The 15,599-nt window shown below is 67.2% G+C and carries 16 protein-coding genes; 4 read left to right on the top strand and 12 right to left on the bottom strand.

Translation table 11 applies throughout. The features are described 5' to 3' along the window. Nucleotides 1-26 precede the first annotated feature (26 nt). The 3 genes from RMCB_RS12725 to RMCB_RS12735 all read left to right on the top strand — a co-directional run bounded on the left by RMCB_RS12725 (nt 27) and on the right by RMCB_RS12735 (nt 3,387). Entirely contained in the window at nt 27-1,556 is a 1,530-nt protein-coding gene (locus RMCB_RS12725) for an aldehyde dehydrogenase family protein (protein WP_062829075.1), read from the top strand. Between the two features lie 73 nt (nt 1,557-1,629). Beyond that, nucleotides 1,630-2,490, top strand: coding sequence for a polyphosphate kinase 2 (ppk2, locus tag RMCB_RS12730; RefSeq protein ID WP_062829076.1), 861 nt, complete (start codon nt 1,630-1,632; stop codon nt 2,488-2,490). Nucleotides 2,491-2,532: 42 nt separating this feature from the next. After that, nucleotides 2,533-3,387 carry a hypothetical protein gene (locus RMCB_RS12735; protein ID WP_062829077.1) on the top strand — a complete coding sequence of 285 codons (855 nt, stop codon included), beginning with the start codon at nt 2,533-2,535 and terminating at the stop codon, nt 3,385-3,387. Nucleotides 3,388-3,397: 10 nt separating this feature from the next. On the opposite strand, the gene RMCB_RS12740 is transcribed toward RMCB_RS12735, so the two are convergent. From RMCB_RS12740 to RMCB_RS12790, 11 genes are read right to left on the bottom strand one after another with little or no spacing between them, the layout of a single operon-like run. After that, on the bottom strand, nt 3,398-3,805 hold the full coding sequence (locus tag RMCB_RS12740; RefSeq protein WP_062829078.1) for a DUF1622 domain-containing protein: 408 nt from the start codon (nt 3,803-3,805) through the stop codon (nt 3,398-3,400). A gap of 19 nt (nt 3,806-3,824) precedes the next feature. Continuing rightward, nucleotides 3,825-4,724 carry a crotonase/enoyl-CoA hydratase family protein gene (locus RMCB_RS12745; protein WP_062829079.1) on the bottom strand — a complete coding sequence of 300 codons (900 nt, stop codon included), beginning with the start codon at nt 4,722-4,724 and terminating at the stop codon, nt 3,825-3,827. A 31-nt stretch (nt 4,725-4,755) separates the two neighbouring features. Next, a complete protein-coding gene (locus tag RMCB_RS12750; RefSeq protein ID WP_029369506.1) occupies nt 4,756-4,956 on the bottom strand; it encodes a hypothetical protein in 201 nt (66 codons plus the stop codon). Nucleotides 4,957-4,984: 28 nt separating this feature from the next. Next, nucleotides 4,985-6,442 carry an APC family permease gene (locus RMCB_RS12755; protein WP_062829080.1) on the bottom strand — a complete coding sequence of 486 codons (1,458 nt, stop codon included), beginning with the start codon at nt 6,440-6,442 and terminating at the stop codon, nt 4,985-4,987. 26 nt (nt 6,443-6,468) lie between these two features. Beyond that, nucleotides 6,469-7,266: an SDR family NAD(P)-dependent oxidoreductase gene (locus RMCB_RS12760; protein ID WP_062829081.1), complete on the bottom strand. Its 798-nt coding sequence runs from the start codon at nt 7,264-7,266 to the stop codon at nt 6,469-6,471. After that, the gene (locus tag RMCB_RS12765) at nt 7,266-7,982 is read right to left on the bottom strand and encodes a type 1 glutamine amidotransferase (RefSeq protein ID WP_062829082.1); all 717 of its coding nucleotides are present in this window, start codon (nt 7,980-7,982) and stop codon (nt 7,266-7,268) included. The genes RMCB_RS12760 and RMCB_RS12765 overlap by 1 nt, the downstream gene beginning before the upstream one ends. Beyond that, the gene (locus RMCB_RS12770) at nt 7,982-8,920 is read right to left on the bottom strand and encodes a TIGR03619 family F420-dependent LLM class oxidoreductase (RefSeq protein ID WP_201028285.1); all 939 of its coding nucleotides are present in this window, start codon (nt 8,918-8,920) and stop codon (nt 7,982-7,984) included. The genes RMCB_RS12765 and RMCB_RS12770 overlap by 1 nt, the downstream gene beginning before the upstream one ends. Nucleotides 8,921-8,924: 4 nt before the next feature. Beyond that, on the bottom strand, nt 8,925-9,788 hold the full coding sequence (locus RMCB_RS12775) for a fumarylacetoacetate hydrolase family protein (RefSeq protein WP_201028286.1): 864 nt from the start codon (nt 9,786-9,788) through the stop codon (nt 8,925-8,927). Between the two features lie 23 nt (nt 9,789-9,811). Further along, nucleotides 9,812-10,765 (bottom strand): DODA-type extradiol aromatic ring-opening family dioxygenase, encoded by a 954-nt coding sequence (locus RMCB_RS12780; RefSeq protein ID WP_062829084.1) that lies wholly within the window; start codon nt 10,763-10,765, stop codon nt 9,812-9,814. Next, nucleotides 10,765-12,249 (bottom strand): aldehyde dehydrogenase, encoded by a 1,485-nt coding sequence (locus tag RMCB_RS12785; protein WP_062829085.1) that lies wholly within the window; start codon nt 12,247-12,249, stop codon nt 10,765-10,767. Before RMCB_RS12785 ends, RMCB_RS12780 begins: the two co-directional genes overlap by 1 nt. Continuing rightward, a complete protein-coding gene (locus RMCB_RS12790) occupies nt 12,246-13,067 on the bottom strand; it encodes an acetoacetate decarboxylase family protein (protein WP_062829086.1) in 822 nt (273 codons plus the stop codon). The genes RMCB_RS12785 and RMCB_RS12790 overlap by 4 nt, the downstream gene beginning before the upstream one ends. A gap of 129 nt (nt 13,068-13,196) precedes the next feature. Between RMCB_RS12790 and RMCB_RS12795 the strand changes: the two genes are divergently transcribed. Continuing rightward, nucleotides 13,197-14,462: a cytochrome P450 gene (locus RMCB_RS12795; RefSeq protein WP_201028287.1), complete on the top strand. Its 1,266-nt coding sequence runs from the start codon at nt 13,197-13,199 to the stop codon at nt 14,460-14,462. A 60-nt stretch (nt 14,463-14,522) separates the two neighbouring features. Here RMCB_RS12795 and RMCB_RS12800 read toward each other — a convergent pair whose 3' ends face one another. Continuing rightward, complete coding sequence (locus RMCB_RS12800) at nt 14,523-15,578, bottom strand: Rieske 2Fe-2S domain-containing protein (RefSeq protein WP_062829087.1); 1,056 nt, start codon at nt 15,576-15,578, stop codon at nt 14,523-14,525. Nucleotides 15,579-15,599: the final 21 nt, after the last annotated feature.

Consider the following 15,599-nt stretch of genomic DNA (forward strand, 5'->3'; position numbering starts at 1 on the left):
TCACACACGGTGGTTAACATGGCCCCATGACAGCGACGCCAGATGTTGATCGGCCGGCTCCGTTCACGGGATCCGGCACCATCCACAGCCCCGCGACCGGCGCCGTCGCCGGTCAGGTGCGCTGGACCGATGCGGCCGACGTGCCGCGGATCGCCGCAGGCCTGCGCGAGGCGCAGCGCGAGTGGGAGGCCCGCGGCGCCAAGGGGCGTGCCAAGGTGCTTGCCCGCTACGCCGTGTGGCTGGGGGACCACCGCGACGAGATCGAGAAGCTGCTGATCGCCGAGACGGGCAAGTCGGCGGTCGACGCGGCCCAAGAGGTGCCGCTGCTGATCATGATCCTGTCGTACTACATCAAGACGGTGGAGAAGGCGCTGGCGCCTGAGAACCGTCCCGCATCTTTGCCGTTCCTGGCGGTGAAGAAGGTCGAGGTGCATTACCGGCCCCGTCCCGTCGTCGGCATCATCGCGCCGTGGAACTACCCCGTTGCCAACGCGATGATGGACGCCATCGGAGCCTTGGCTGCCGGTTGCGCGGTGCTGCTCAAGCCGTCCGAGCGCACCCCGCTGACCGCTGAGGTGCTCCTGCGTGGCTGGCTGGATTCCGGCGCACCTGAGGTGCTCGCACTCGCCCAGGGTGCCCGTGAGGTGTCCGAAGCCGTCATCGACAACTCGGACTACATCCAGTTCACCGGCTCCAGCGCGACCGGCGCCAAGGTGATGGAGCGCGCCGCTCGCCGGCTCACCCCGGTCAGCCTCGAACTCGGCGGCAAGGACCCGATGATCGTGCTCGAGGACGCCGACGTCGAGCTTGCCGCCAACGCCGCCGTGTGGGGTGCGATGTTCAACGCCGGCCAGACGTGTGTGTCCGTCGAGCGGGTCTATGTGCTCGAGCCGATCTACGACCAGTTCGTCGCGGCCGTGGTGCGCGCCGTCGAGAACCTCAAGATGGGTTCCGGCGAGGGCTACGACTTCGGCTCGCAGATCGACGACAGTCAGGTCGACATCACCGATCGGCACGTCAGCCAAGCCGTGGCGGCAGGCGCCAAGGCGCTCACCGGTGGCAAGCGCCCCGACGGTGAGGGCAGCTTCTACCCGCCGACGGTGTTGGTCGACGTCGATCACACCATGTCGTGCATGACGGAAGAGACCTTCGGCCCGACACTGCCGATCATGAAGGTGAGCTCCGTCGAGGAAGCGGTGCGGCTGGCCAACGACAGCCAGTACGGGCTGAGCGCCTCGGTGTTCTCCAAGGACGTTGATCGAGCGAAAGCGGTTGCCCTGCAACTGGATTGCGGTGCCGTCAACATCAACGACGTGATCTCGAACCTGATGTGCACCACGGCCCCGATGGGCGGCTGGAAGACTTCCGGCATCGGCGCCCGGTTCGGCGGAGTCGATGGCGTGCGTAAGTTCTGCAAACAGGAAACGGTGGTTGCGCCGCGCACGAGTGTGGGTGCAGGCGGCAACTACTACAACAATTCACACAAGGCCCTGGCCCGGATGAACAAGCTGATGACCAGGCTGGCGTTGGCCCGCCCGCGCAGGGTCGCCAAATAGGCCCGACGGGGGCGCCACCTGGCGTTCACCGTGGTGTCACCCGCCGGTACGACGAGCTGGCTATTTTCGGCGGGTGACCACCCTGGATCCCACCGGCTACTCCGTCCGCGACGACGATGACGACGACCCCGAGCTGCTGCTCATGCCGAGCGGCGAGGTGGTCGACACGTGGCGCGAAGGCTACCCGTACGAGGAACGCATGAAGCGCTCCGAGTACGAGGAGCAGAAGCGGCTGCTGCAGATCGAGTTGCTCAAGCTGCAGAAGTGGAGCCAGGGGAACGGCCTGCGGCACGTCATCGTGTTCGAGGGCCGCGACGCCGCGGGCAAGGGCGGCACCATCAAGCGGTTCATGGAGCACCTCAACCCGCGCGGTGCCCGGGTCGTCGCGCTGGAGAAGCCCACCGAGAAGGAACGGACGCAGTGGTACTTCCAGCGCTACGTCAATCACCTGCCGGCCGCCGGTGAGATCGTGCTGTTCGACCGGTCCTGGTACAACCGGGCCGGCGTCGAGCGCGTGATGGGCTACTGCACCCCCAAGCAGCACGCCGAGTTCATCCGGCAGGCCCCGCTGTTCGAGCAGATGCTCGTCAACGACGGCATCAGCCTGACCAAACTGTGGTTCTCGGTCACCCAGAACGAGCAGCGCACCCGCTTCACCATCCGCCAGGTCGACCCGGTGCGGCAGTGGAAGCTCTCGCCCACCGACCTCGCGTCGCTGGACAAGTGGGACGACTACACCGCGGCCAAAGAGGACATGTTCGCCTGGACGGACACCGAGATCGCGCCGTGGACCGTCGTCAAGAGCAACGACAAGAAGCGCGCCCGTATCAACGCGATGCGCCACGTGCTCGGTAAGTTCAACTACGACAACAAGGACCATGAGGTGGTCGGCGACGCCGATCCGCTGATCGTGGGGCGCGCGCTTTCGGATTGACGCAGATCCGCTTCTGGGCCGTCCCGAGTTGAGGAGGACGGCGTGCGGTTCGTGATGGCGCTGCTGCTGTGGGTGCTGACGACGGTGTTGCTCGCCGTCGCGGTGCCCACGGCGTGGGCCCAGAAGAACATCGTCGACAAGGCGGGCTACTCGGCGTTCGCGGCGGCCGCGGCGAAGGATCCGCAGCTGCAGCAGGCCGTGGCCGGTGAGCTCACCACGCAGGTGCGCACGTTGGCGTCCAAGAACGGCGCCGAGGTGAATGCGGCACTGATCCGCGGTGTGGCCAACGCCTACACCGCAGGCCCGGTGTTCCCCGGCCAGTTCGCGAAGGCCAACGAGATCGCCCACACCTGGATGTTCACCAACCAGCTCTCGCGCGACGAGAACGGCTCCTGGGTCGTGGACCTGGCCCCGATGCTGGCGGATTCGTCGTTCCAGGAGACCCTGTCGCAGTTCAACGTCAAGGTGCCGCAGACGCTTACGGTGCCGATCGCGGCGACTGCCCCCGAGGCGCTGCAGCCCGGCAAGCTCCGGCCGCTGGCCGTGTGGGGGCCGTGGGTCAGTGTGGGGTCGACGATATTGGCCGGCGTGTTCGCCCTGCTGACGTTGGCTGCCGCCAAGTCGCGGGGGAAAACCCTTGCCGCGCTGGGTGTCTCAGCGCTTCTGGTCGGCGCGGCAGGCTGGGCCGGGCTGGAGGCGGGCCGGCGTTATCTCAACAACGCGCTCAACCACACCAGCGGTGACATCCGGCAGGCCGCCGATGCGATGGTCAACCACGCCATCGCGAGCCTGCACCAATGGCTGAACCTGACCCTGGCGGTCGGTGGTGGGCTGGTGGTGTTCGGCGTGATCGTGGCCATGCTGGGCGGCCTGCGTCGTCGCCCGAGCGACCGGTAGCCGGCCGGACTCAGGCGGTGGGATCGGCCCGTCCGGATTCGCGGGCCGTGCGGGCCAGCACCTGTGGTCCCGTGGTCAGGGCCTTGCGCCACGGGGCCACCCCATCGACCTCGATCTCGATCGAGATGCTCAGCACGGTGCGGATGAGCACGATCATGCCGAGCACCGCGGCATCGGTGAGTGACGGTGTGGCAGTGACGGTTTTGACGATGTCGGCCGCGACGAGCAGTTCGAGCCCGAGCAGGATCGCCCCGCCAAGGGAATCCCGCAGCGTCTTGAATGCGCGGCTGCCGTCGCCGGTCCGCCGCCACGACCTGAGCGCCAGGATGAACGCGAACAGGAACCCGAGCACCATCGACAAGACGCCCAGCACTTCGAACGCGGTCGTTGCCCGTTCGAAGAACTCCTGTACGTGCACCTCGATATCCCTTCGGCAATCACGGCTCGATGACGTGCGACGGGTCGGGCCGACGCTCGGGCGGGGCCTGGCTGTAATCGCCCCATGGGCCGTCGCGGTGCTCGACCGCGGTACGCACGCCCTGCTGTGCGGCAGTGTCGATGAACCGCAGCGCTTCTGGAGTGTTGCGCATCAACCCGTCGAGGATGCCGCCGAGGGTCTGGGTGGAGGACAATCCCATGTTCTCGTAGGCCTGGTTGACGATGAGTTTCTGAGCCTGCAACTGTGACAAGGGAATCCGGGCCAGCTTCCCGGCCACTTCGGCCACCCTGGCCTCCAGCCGCTCGAACGGCACCGATTCGTTGATCAGCTCGACCGCGGCGGCTTCCTTGCCCGTCAACGGTTCGCCGGTCAGCGAATGCCATTTCACCTTGGCCAGGCTCAGGCGGTAGAGCCACATCCCGGTCAGGTAGGCACCCCACATCCGCGCGTACGGCGTGCCGATGACGGCATCGTCGCTGGCGATCACGATGTCGGCGCACAACGCATAATCGCTGGCGCCGCCCACGCACCAGCCGTGCACCTGGGCGATCACCGGTTTGGACGCTCGCCAGATGGCCATGAATTTCTGGGTCGGTCCGGTTTCCCGTGCGCTGACCATCGCGAAATCCTTGCCGGGATCCCAACGGCCATCGGTGTTCATCGCCTCGCCCCAGTGCTGGAACCCGCCGCCGAAGTCGTAGCCGCCGGAGAACGCCCGGCCCGCACCGCGCAGCACGATCACCTTGATGTCCGGGTCGCGTTCGGCCAGCCCGATGGCCTGCTCGATCTCGTCGGGCATGGGCGGGACGATCGTGTTGAGCTGCTCGGGCCGGTTCAGAGTGATGGTCGCGACGGGTGCAGCCGTGCGGTACAGGAGGGTTTCGAACTCGTGGGCCATCCCAGCAGTCGAGTCAGCTTCGGCGCGCAAGTCAAGAGTCTCTGGTGGTCGACTCGGTGATGGCCAACGCGATCAGGACATCGGCCGCCGTGATGAACAAGCCCGCCCAGTACATCCATTTGAGCGTGGGGTCCGGCTGCGCGGAGAAGAAGATGACGAGAAAGATCGGCCCGACGATGCCGAAGACGAACGTCATCCCTTGGATGAGGAGGTAGCGCTGCAGGGTCTCCATCGACTGTGAGCATATGCGTTCGCAGCCGTCAGAGAGCGGTCGATGCCCGGTCCTCGGCGTGCACGTTGAACTTCTCCAGATCGGTCGTCAGGCCGTTGTACACCGAAGGCTTCGAGCTCTTCAGATATGCCCCGTAGCCGATGCCGCCGACGATCGCGAAGATCAGCAGCAATGGCATGAGCCGGATCACCAGTGCGTCCGACCCCGCGACGATGTCGAAGTTCACCACCGCGAGGATCGAAATCGCCAGCAGCCCCAGGAATCCGATGCCGGGCGCGATCAAGGTGCTCCACAGCCGGGGGTCATGGGCGCGGCGGAAATACACGATGATCGACAACGCAGCCAGCGCTTGCAGCACGATGACGCTCAGGGTGCCGAAGCCCAGCATGCTGGGCACCAGCGAGGTGATCGGATCCAGGCCTGCGACGGCGAACAGTCCGGCGACCACCGCGGCGAAGGTCGCCTGCACGATGCCGGCAACCTGCGGCGCGCCGCCGGATCGGGTGTGCGCCAGGATGGTCGGCAACACCTTCGCCCGGCCCAGCGCGTACAGATAGCGCGTCGCCGAGTTGTGGAAGGCGAGCATCGCCGCGAACAGGCTGACCAGGAGCAGCACCATCATGACGTCGGTGAGGGCAGTGCCCAGGTACTTCTGCGCCAGGCTGAAGATGAGGTCGCCGGTGGGAAGGTGCTCGACGGCGGTCTGCTGTGCCTGCGCGACGCCCGTCGCGCTGACCACGGCCCAGGTCGTGACGCCGAGGATGACCCCGATGCTGGTGATCGCGATGTAGGTGGCCCGCGGGATGGTGCGCAGCGGGTTGCGGGCTTCCTCGCTGAACAGCGCCGTCGCCTCGAAGCCCAGATATCCGGTCGCCGCCAGGAGCAGGCCGATGGGCAGGGAACCGGACACCACGGTGCTGGGGCTGAACGCCGACGCGTCGTAGCCGGTCTGCACCAGCACCGAGATGTCGAACACCACCAGGATCGTGGTCTCGAGAACCAGGGACACTCCGAGCACCCGAGAGCTGAAATCGACTCCGCGGCGGGCCATCACGAACGACACGACGATCGAAGCCAGGCCCCAGGCATACCAGTGCAGGTTGAACCCGGTGAGGTCCGAGATCACCAACTGCATGAAGAAGCCGCTGGTGCCGATGGTGCCGACCACGAAGAAGTTGTAGCCCAGCGTGGCGATGAAGCCCGCGATGAGACCGCCGGTGCGGCCAAGACCTTTGACCACGAAGGCGTAGAACCCGCCGGCATTGACCAACTGCTTGGACATTTGTGCGTAGCCGACGGCGAAGAGCAGCAACACAATTGCGACGATGAAGAACGATGCGGGCGCGCCGCCGCCGTTGCCGAGCGCGATAACCAGCGACGCCACCACGACGATGCCGGTCAACGGAGCCACCGCGGCCAGGACCAGGAATACGATGCCGGCCACGCCGAGGGCATTGCGGCGTAACTCGGTGTTGATCTCGCTCATGGCGGATCCTTTCGAAAGGGGTTGATTCAGAGCCTGATTGACACTCGGGTATCGAGTGCGAGCGTTCCGGGGTCGACGACGCACGAACCGCCGTCGACGGGCAGTACCGCGCCGTTGACATACGACGCGGCGTCCGACAGCAACCAGCACACCGCGCCGGCCACTTCGTCGGCCGAGGCGGCACGGCGTTGCGGCACCATGGCCGTCGCGAGCCGGTAGGCCTCGGCGGCCGAGATCCCCCTGGTTTCCCTCAATTCCGCCATTTCCATGTCGGCCATCTCGGTGGCCGTCCAGCCGGGGCACACCACGTTGGCCCGCAACCCGTCAGGACCGTGATCGACGGCCAGCGACTGGGTCAGCAGGATCAGCCCGGCCTTGCTCGCCGAATACGCGGCCATCGCCTCGCTGGCGCGCAGCGCGGCCACCGAAGACACCGCGACCACCGCGCTGCGGGCGGCCAGCAGATGCGGCAGTGCCGCGCGGACGAGCAGGAACGGCCCGGTCAGGTTGACCTGCAGGGTGTCCTGCCAATCCTCCACCGACAGCTCGTCGACCCGGCCGACCCGGATGATGCCGTGGTTGAGCACCAGCCCGTCCAGGCGTCCGAACGCCGCCAGCGTCTGTTCGACGACAGCGCCCACCCCCGCGGGAGCGCTGACATCGGCGACGACCGGCAGTGCGCCGGTCTGTTCGGCCACGCGCCGCAGCGGTTCTGCGCGCCGTCCGCAGATCACCACCTGATCGCCCGCCGCGGCGAGCTGACCGGCCACCGCCGCACCGATTCCGGTGCCGCCGCCGGTGACGAGGACGACGCGGCCGCTCATCACCGCGCACCGAGGGGGTCGGCGACCGCGACGCGATCGAGGAAGCTGTCCACCAGGCGGCGGGCGCGCACGGCGGCGTCGGCCTCGGCGGCTTCGGTCTGAGCGAGCAGGACCCCGGGATCCAGGCCCGCCGCCACCGCCTCGCGGTCCCCGCCGAATTCCAGCCAGCCTTTCAGTGCTGCGGTGTCGATCTCCGGATGGAATTGCAGGGCAAGGTTGCGCCGTAACCTGAAAGCCTGTGGGGCGGCGCCGTTTCGGGCCAGCTCCACCGCATCGGGCGGGGTTAGCCAGCGGTCGTAATGCCATTGGAACCACGGCCCTGCCAGCCAGGGTTCCTCGGAATGCACGGGCCGCCAGCCGATTTCAGGAAAAGGTGACTTGTGCACCAGGCCGCCGTGCGCAGTGGCCAGCAGCTGACCGCCGAAACAGATGCCGAGTACCGGTACCCCGGAGTGGTCGGCCCGCCGCATCAGTTCCAGTTCGGGGCCCACCCAGCCGGCCACCTCCGGGGCGTACGCCGACCACGGTGCACCCAACACCAGCACCGCGTCGTAACCGGCCGGGTCGGGGAAGTCGAATTCGACGCCGGGATCGTGGAACCGCTCGGCGGGAACCACGACACGCTCGTCGATGTCGTAGCCGCGCACCACGAACTGGTGGGCGACGGCGCCGGCCGGCGACACGTGATCGTGCGCGATCTGCAGCAGCCGTGGCATCAGTGCACCGCCATCGACTCGGCGCGGCGCATCACGTCGGCGCAGAATGCGGGTAGTTCACCGGCGTCGTCGATGAACATCGACGGCTTCACGCAGATGGTGGTGAATCCTTTCTCCAGCTGCTCGGGTACGGAGGCCATGGCCTTGCCGATGTCGGCACAGGAGTGGTCGTCGGGGAAGTCCACCCGGACGCCGCCGATCATCTCGAGGTCGGCCATCGCGCGTCCGGCGGCGGTCATCGCTTCCCCGATCGCCCTCATGTCCTCGGCGCTCGGCGCGCCGAGCGGATGGAAGCCGTGGCCGTAGCGGACCAGGCGCTCGACCACCTTGCCGTGTGCGGTCTGGCCGCCGAACCACATGCGTGGGCCGTCCGGTCGAAAAGCCTTGGGCTCCAGATAGATGTCGTCGAAGGAGAAGTACCGGCCGTGGTAGCTCGCCGGTGAGTTGCCGAACACCAGATCCATCACCGCGAGCTGCTCGTCGAGGATGCGGCCGCGTTCGGCGAACGGCACGCCCATCGCGGCATACTCGTCACGGCTCCAGCTGACGCTCGGCTGCACCACCAACCGGCCCTCGGACAGCAGGTCCAGCGTGCCGAGTTCACGGGCGAGCAACAGTGGGTGCCGCAACGGGGCCAGCACGGCCGCCGCGACCAGGCGGATCCGGCTGGTCACCGAGGCCATCGCCGACAACAACATCAGCGAGTTCGGCCACGGCGTGAACGGATCCTGGTTGCCCGGCAACGCATATGCGCGCGGGTTGGCCATCACGCCCTTGTCGCTGGCGTCCGGTCCGAGCACGATGTGCTCGGAGATCATCACCGAGTCGAACCCGGCATCCTCGGCGATCCGCGCCCACCGGACGAGGTCGCCGAGATCGCGACCGGCGGTGAGGGTCCAGTTCTCGCTGAGGATCAGCAGCATCCTGGGGGTGGTCACGGGATCAGAAGGTGTTCGACAGGTCGGGTTTGCGGATGCCGCGGAATTCCCAGTCGCCGCCCTGGGCGGTGGAGAGCACCTCTTCGCTCTCGGTGGGCTGGGCACCCACATCGGCGCGAATGGCGGTGGGGCCCTCCACGATATGGTTGCGCAGCACGCCGAGTCCTTCCACTTCGACCTCCACCACATCGCCCGGATAGACGGTTCGGGAGATCGCCGGGGTGCCCGAGAGCAGGACGTCCCCGGGCTGCAGGGTGATGGTGCGGGCGATGTCGGCGACGAGATAGTGCATGTCCCACTCCATCTCGTCGGTGTTGCCGTCCTGGCGGACCTCGCCGTTGACGATGGTGCGGATCCGCTTGTCGTGGAAGTCCCAGCCTTCGACGATGCCGGGGCCCAGCGGGCACAGCGTGTCGGCGCCTTTGACCCGCAACATCGAGCCGGAGTCGGTGTCGCGGAAGTCGTGCAGGCCATAGTCATTGGCGACGGTGTAGCCGCGGATGTAATCGCCGGCCTCGGCGGGGGAGATGTTGCGCGCGGTGCGCCCGATGACGATGCCGACCTCGCCTTCGTAGTTGAGCCACTTGCAGCCCTGCGGACGGACCACCGCCGACCCGTGCGCGTTGAGCGAGGACACCGGTTTGTGGAAGTACGTCGGGGCGGGCGGCAGCTTGGTCAGCAGTTCCTTGACCCGCGAGATGTAGTTGAGGTGTACGCAGATGATTTTCGTCGGGGTGACCGGCGGCAGGTGGTGGGCGTCGTCGGCGGCGACGGTTCGGCCGTCCCCGGCGATCAGGGTGTCACCGTCACGGATGACGTCGACAATGTTGCCGTCCAACAGAATTCGGCGGTACTCACGCACTGTCATGAAATGCTCCTGGGATGGTGGGGTCAGCCGGCGGCGGGCAGGTCGGGACCCGAGGTCTGACGGACATAGTCGGGATCAGTCGGGGTGGCTCGCGACGGCGGGAAACCCCCTGCGGGGCGGTCGAACCAGTAGTGCACCTGGCCGGTGCCGACGGAGTTCTCGTACTCGCCGTAGCGCCGCCCTGTCGCGGTGCAGTCGCCCTCGCCCAGCGCGCCGATCATCATCAGGTAGTGGCCGAAGCGCGCCTCGGGCTTGTACCGGTAGAAATCGGTCATGGTGTCGAGCACGCGGGCGTGATCGCCCGCCTCGAACCAGGCCATCCGCTCGGCGTCGGCAGCGGCGGCCTCGGGGGAGAAGATGTGCTCGGCGCCTGCGGCCTCGTGGTCCCGCAGCTTGCGCAGCGGCCAAAAGGTGTGTGACAGCGCGCCCGAGGCGATCAGCAGCACCTTGCGGTCGGACTCGGCGATGGCAGCGCCCAGCGCACGGCCCAGCCGCAGATTGTCCTCGGTGTCGGCGGTCTGGCACACGCCGATGGAGATCCAGCGCTTGTCTGGCAGTCCCTTGCCGAGGAACTCCCACACGTTGGTGGTGGCGTAGAAGATCGGCAACGAATCGTCGTCGATCGGGGTGATCCAGGTGCTGTGCGCGGTTGCCTTGCTCGCGATGAGGTGCGCCAGTTCAGGGTCGCCGGGGATGTCGTAGGGACGCTGCGTCATGCCGCGCGGCAGTTCCTCGGACGTGAACAGCCCGGTCCGGCGGTCGTGCGCGGTGACGACGAACTCGACGGTGGTGGCCCAGTGCGAGTCGAGCACCACGACGGTGTCGTAGTCGATGACGTCGAAGACCTCGCGGCGCAACTGCTGCAGGCCCGAGACCAGCGTGGTGTCCTCACCGTTGTTGAGTTCGCGCCGGATCTTCTCGGGTAGCACGATGGTCGGAACGTGCGCGATGAGTCCGGCGCCGACGATTTCGCCCATCAGGAATTGCCTCCGTTGCCTGTGTGCCAACCGTTCGGGGAGAACACCGTGTTCTTGACATCGCAGTAGAAGTCGAACGACCAGGGGCCGCCTTCACGGCCGATGCCGGATTTGCCGTTGCCCCCGAACGGTGCGCCGAGATCGCGGACGAAGAAGCAGTTGACCCACACCGTTCCGGCGTTGAGTCGAGCTGAAACCCGTTCTGCGCGTTCCGGATCGCCGGTGACCATGGTGGCGGCCAGGCCGAACCGGGTGTTGTTGGCCAGTGCGATGCCCTCCTCCTCGGTGGCGAAGGTCTGGATCGTCAATACCGGACCGAACACTTCCTCGGTGAGGATCTCGCTGCCGGGCCGGGCACCGGTCAGGATGGTCGGCCGGAAGTAGAGGCCGCCCAGATCGTCGTTGGGGCCGCCACCCAGCACGGCGTGAGCTCCGTCGGCCAGGGCGCGTTCGACGAAACCGCGGACCCGCTCGAAGTGTGGCCTGCTGACCAGCGCGCTGACGTCGGTGGCCTCGTCGCGTGGATCACCCTGGACGACCGTTTGCGCCTTGGCCAACACGCGCTGCAGGAACTCGTCATGCAGGCTCTCGTGCACCAGCACCCGGAACGCCCCGAGGCAGACCTGGCCGGCGTTGTCGAACTGCTCGACCGTGAGGTTGACGGCGAGATCGAGGTCGGCGTCTTCGAGGATCAGCAGCGGCGACTTCCCGCCCAGCTCGAACGACAGCGGCACAATGTTTTTCGCGGCGGCCTCGGCGATGACCCCGGCGGTGGGCACCGAACCGGTGAACGACAGCCGGTTGATCCCCGGATGGCGCGTCAGTGGGGCCCCTGCGTCAAGACCGGTGCCCTGCACGACGTTGAACACCCCGGCGGGCAGTCCGGCCTCGTCGGCGATGTCGGCCAGCAGCGACGCGGTCAGCGGTGCCCACTCCGGCGGCTTGAGCACCACGGTGTTGCCTGCCGCCAGGGCCGGGCCGATGCGCCAGGTGGCCAGCATCAGCGGTGCGTTCCACGGCGTGATGATCGCGACCACGCCCGCCGGGTCGAAGCTGACCCGCTGGCGGTGGCCGCGGACCTCGTCGATGGGGTGGGTGAGGCGCTCGGCGAGGTCGGCGAAGTAGCGGAAGTTCATCGCGACGCGTGGCATGACGCCGCGGCGGTGGCTGCGCAACAGCGAGCCGTTGTCGCGGGTCTCCACCTGGGCCAGATCCTCGATCCTGGCCTCGATGCCGTCGGCGACCGCGCGCAGGATGTCGGCGCGTTGCTTGACGGGCAGTGCGGCCCACGCTCCGAACGCCTCGCGGGCCGCGGCCACGGCGGCGTCGACCTCGTCGGCGCCGCCGGCGTGCACCTGCGCGATCGGTTGTTCGTCGATGGGCGAGATGTCGGTGAAGGTTTTGCTCGACGCGACCCGGCGGCCGCCGATCCAGTGCCGGGTGTCGACGCGTACCCCCGCCACCTCGGCGTACTCGGCCGTCACTGGGCGGCCGCCGCGGGTTCCGGGGTCAGCGTGGCCAGGTTGCGCCCGCCGTCCCAGACGACGCCGACCTGACGGTAGTAGCCGCCGATGATCTCGTCGACGGACAGCCGGGCGAGCTCCTCGGTGGGGGAGTCGAAGAGCTCAAGCTCGACATCGCCGGTCCAGGCCGGGCCGGCCTCGAATTCGCGTGCGCCCGAAGCGATCAGTTCGACGTAACTGTCCGGGCTGCCCTTTCCGATGCCCGGGTAGATGCGGTGGTGGGCCATCGGGTGGCCGTTGACGAAGCCGTTGGTCTCCGACGGTTCGCGCAGGGTCAGCACGGCCTGGGCCAGGCGGCGGTCGCCCGCGGCGAGGGTGGCGCCGAAGACGCCCCCGGCCGCCACCTGGGGTGCGGCTTGCGAGAAGGGGTGCGGGCGGGTCTGCCACATCGAGCCGAACTTCTTCGGGTAGCCCTGGTGCATGCCGCGGGCGATCGCGAAGTCCTTGTCGACCCAGATGTAGACGCAGCGCGAATAGGTGACGCCCTCGAAGGCACACCGCACCACGACGAATGCCTCTTTGTACTGGGACCGCACCGGGTCGAGCAGCTCTTCGCGTGACGACGAGCAGGACTGCCAGTCAGCCCAGATCAGGGCGACGGCGCCGGGGTCGTCGGGAGCGAGTTCCAGTGGTGCGGGCAGCAGCTCGGCAACGCGGGCCGGGTCGGTGCGGTACTCGACGGTGAGCAGATCACCCGAGTAGTACCACGGCGGTGCGGGGATGATGGAGGATCGGCCGGTGGCCGTTCGGGGAAAGAAGAACCCCAACTGGTCGTTCATATGGCTCCCGTCGAGAGATCGTTCGCATCCGTACGATAACTTGTTCGGGTACGAATGGCTAGCCTTGCGGCGGCACATTCCTCCCGTTATCGTTCGGATACGAACAATATTCGATGGAGGAGAAACGTCGTGGAAAAGCCCCCGCACGTGCCGCTTGCAGACGTCGACCTTGCCGACCTTGACCGCTTCGCCGGCAACCAGGGCTGGGGCATGTTCGACACCCTGCGCCGGGAGGCGCCGGTCTACTTCAATCCGGAGCCGACCCCGAACAAGGGGTTCTGGGCCATCACGCGCCATGAGGACATCTGCGCGGTCGACAAGGACGCGGAGACGTTCACCTCCACCAAGTTCGTCAACCTCGAGGAGGTCGACGACGATCTGATGGACATCCGCCGCTCCATGCTGGAGACCGACGGGCTGCGGCATCGCGCCCTGCGCAAGCTGATCCAGCGCGAGTTCAGCCAGGGCAACCTCATGCGCAATTACGAGGAGTTCCTCCGTGGGCTGACCAAGGCCACCGTCGACGCCGCGCTGGCGAAGGGGGAGTTCGACTTCGTCAAGGAGGTCAGCGCCGACTTCCCGATCCAGGTGCTGGCGCGGCTGCTCGACGTGCCCGACGAGCATACCGGCCAGCTCATCGACTGGGGCAACGAGATCATCGGCAACACCGACCCGGACTACAGCGACCATCTGCTCGGCGATCCCGAGACTGCCAAGTACAAGCACCTGCCGTTCAGCTCACCCGCGTCGATCGAGGTGTTCGAGTACGGGCGCAAACTGGCCGCCGAGCGCCGCGGCGGGACCGGGACCGACCTGGTCAGCATGCTGGTCAACAAGATTCCCGAAGACGGAAACGCCTTGTCGGCCACCGACTTCGACAACTATTTCCTGCTGCTGGTGGTGGCCGGGAACGAGACCACGCGGCACACCATCAGCCACACCATGCTCGCTCTCATCGAGCATCAGGACCAGCTGCGCCTGCTGCGCGACCAGCCCGAGCTCATTGCCGCCGCGACCGAGGAGTTCCTGCGGTGGGCGTCGCCGGTCTATCACTTCCGCCGCACGGCCACCCGCGATGTCGAGCTGGGAGGCAAGCAGATCAAGGAAGGCGACAAGGTCGTCATGTGGTTCGCCTCGGGCAACCGCGACGAGTCGGTGTTCGAAAACCCCTACGACTTCGACGTCACCCGCACCGACATCAACCACGTCACCTTCGGCAAGGGCAGCCCGCACCTGTGCCTGGGAAACAACCTGGCGCGCATGGAAGTCCGGCTCATGTTCGAAGAGCTGATCCCGCGGTTGAAGTCGATCGAGTTGGCCGGCGATGTCCGTCGGGTGCGGAGCAACTTCGTCAACGGCATCAAGACCCTGCCGGTCCGGGTCAGCTCCGACTGAATCTGCGGATTTCCCGCCGAAACGGCATTCCGGCAAGTCTGCTGGAATGCCGTTTCCGCGCTATGCCCCTTCGTCGGCGACCAGGCGGCGCATGATCTTGCGGACCTGCAGGGCGGCCACATCGGCCGCGACGCTGACCTCGTCGCCATAGCCATCGGTGTCGATGACCTCCTGCATGGTCTGCAGGATCTCCTGCACCCGACGGTAATAGCCCTCGAAGATCGGCCGCATCGCTTCGGTGGCCGCCTCGCCAGGGGCGAAATTGCGGCTGACCCGCCAGATGTGCCGGGTGGTGCCTGCGTCCACCGGGGTGATCGCGTGGGTGAACCGGAAAGTCTGTGGGCCACCTTCACTTTCGGGCAGGTGGCAGTCCCATCTGTCGGCCCACAGGCCCGGCGACAGGAACGCGCCTTCCTCGCGCTGCGGGTACGCTGTCGTCGCCGAGGCGCCGGTGATGTCGGCCTGCCAGGCCGGCATCGGCGCGGGCGGCCAGTCCCGGCGGAAGCTCACCGTGGTCTCGGTGAGCTGCACCTCCAGTGGCGGGGCCACCTCGGTGGTCAGCGCCGGCGGTGAGATGACCGGGTCGACGACTGCGACATGGGTGATGTCGGCGAAGTTCTCCAGCAGCAACCCGATGTGGGCCGCTGTTTCCCACTGGCCGCCGAATGTGGTCCACGCGGGGTCGGACAGCCACGGCGTGGGCTCCGGCGGTCGCCGGTCGGCCAACGACGGCTCGCCCAGCCAGACCCACACCAGCCCGTCATGCTCGCGCACCGGATAGCTGGGAACCTGTGCGCCGTAAGGAACCTGGGCCTGTGTCGGCACGCGCACACACGTGCCGTTGCGGTCGTAGGCGAAGCCCGAGTAACCGGAGACGATGGTGTCCCCGTCCACCCGCCCACGGCTCAACGGGTAAGGCCGATGCGCATCGCGATCGGCCAGTGCCACCACCGAACCGTCGGACACCCGGAACAGCACGACCGGTCGCTCCAGCGCGCGGGTGCCGAATGGCCCGTCGGCGACCTCGTCCGTGGCGGCCAGGGCGTACCACGCGTTGCGCGGGTAACCCTTTGCGGTCACTCCGAGCCGGTGCAGCGGCTTCGTCGCAGCTTTCATCACCACTCCTGTCCCGATGTG

This window comes from Mycolicibacterium brisbanense (assembly GCF_001570425.1).
Classification (GTDB): Bacteria; Actinomycetota; Actinomycetes; order Mycobacteriales; family Mycobacteriaceae; genus Mycobacterium; species Mycobacterium brisbanense.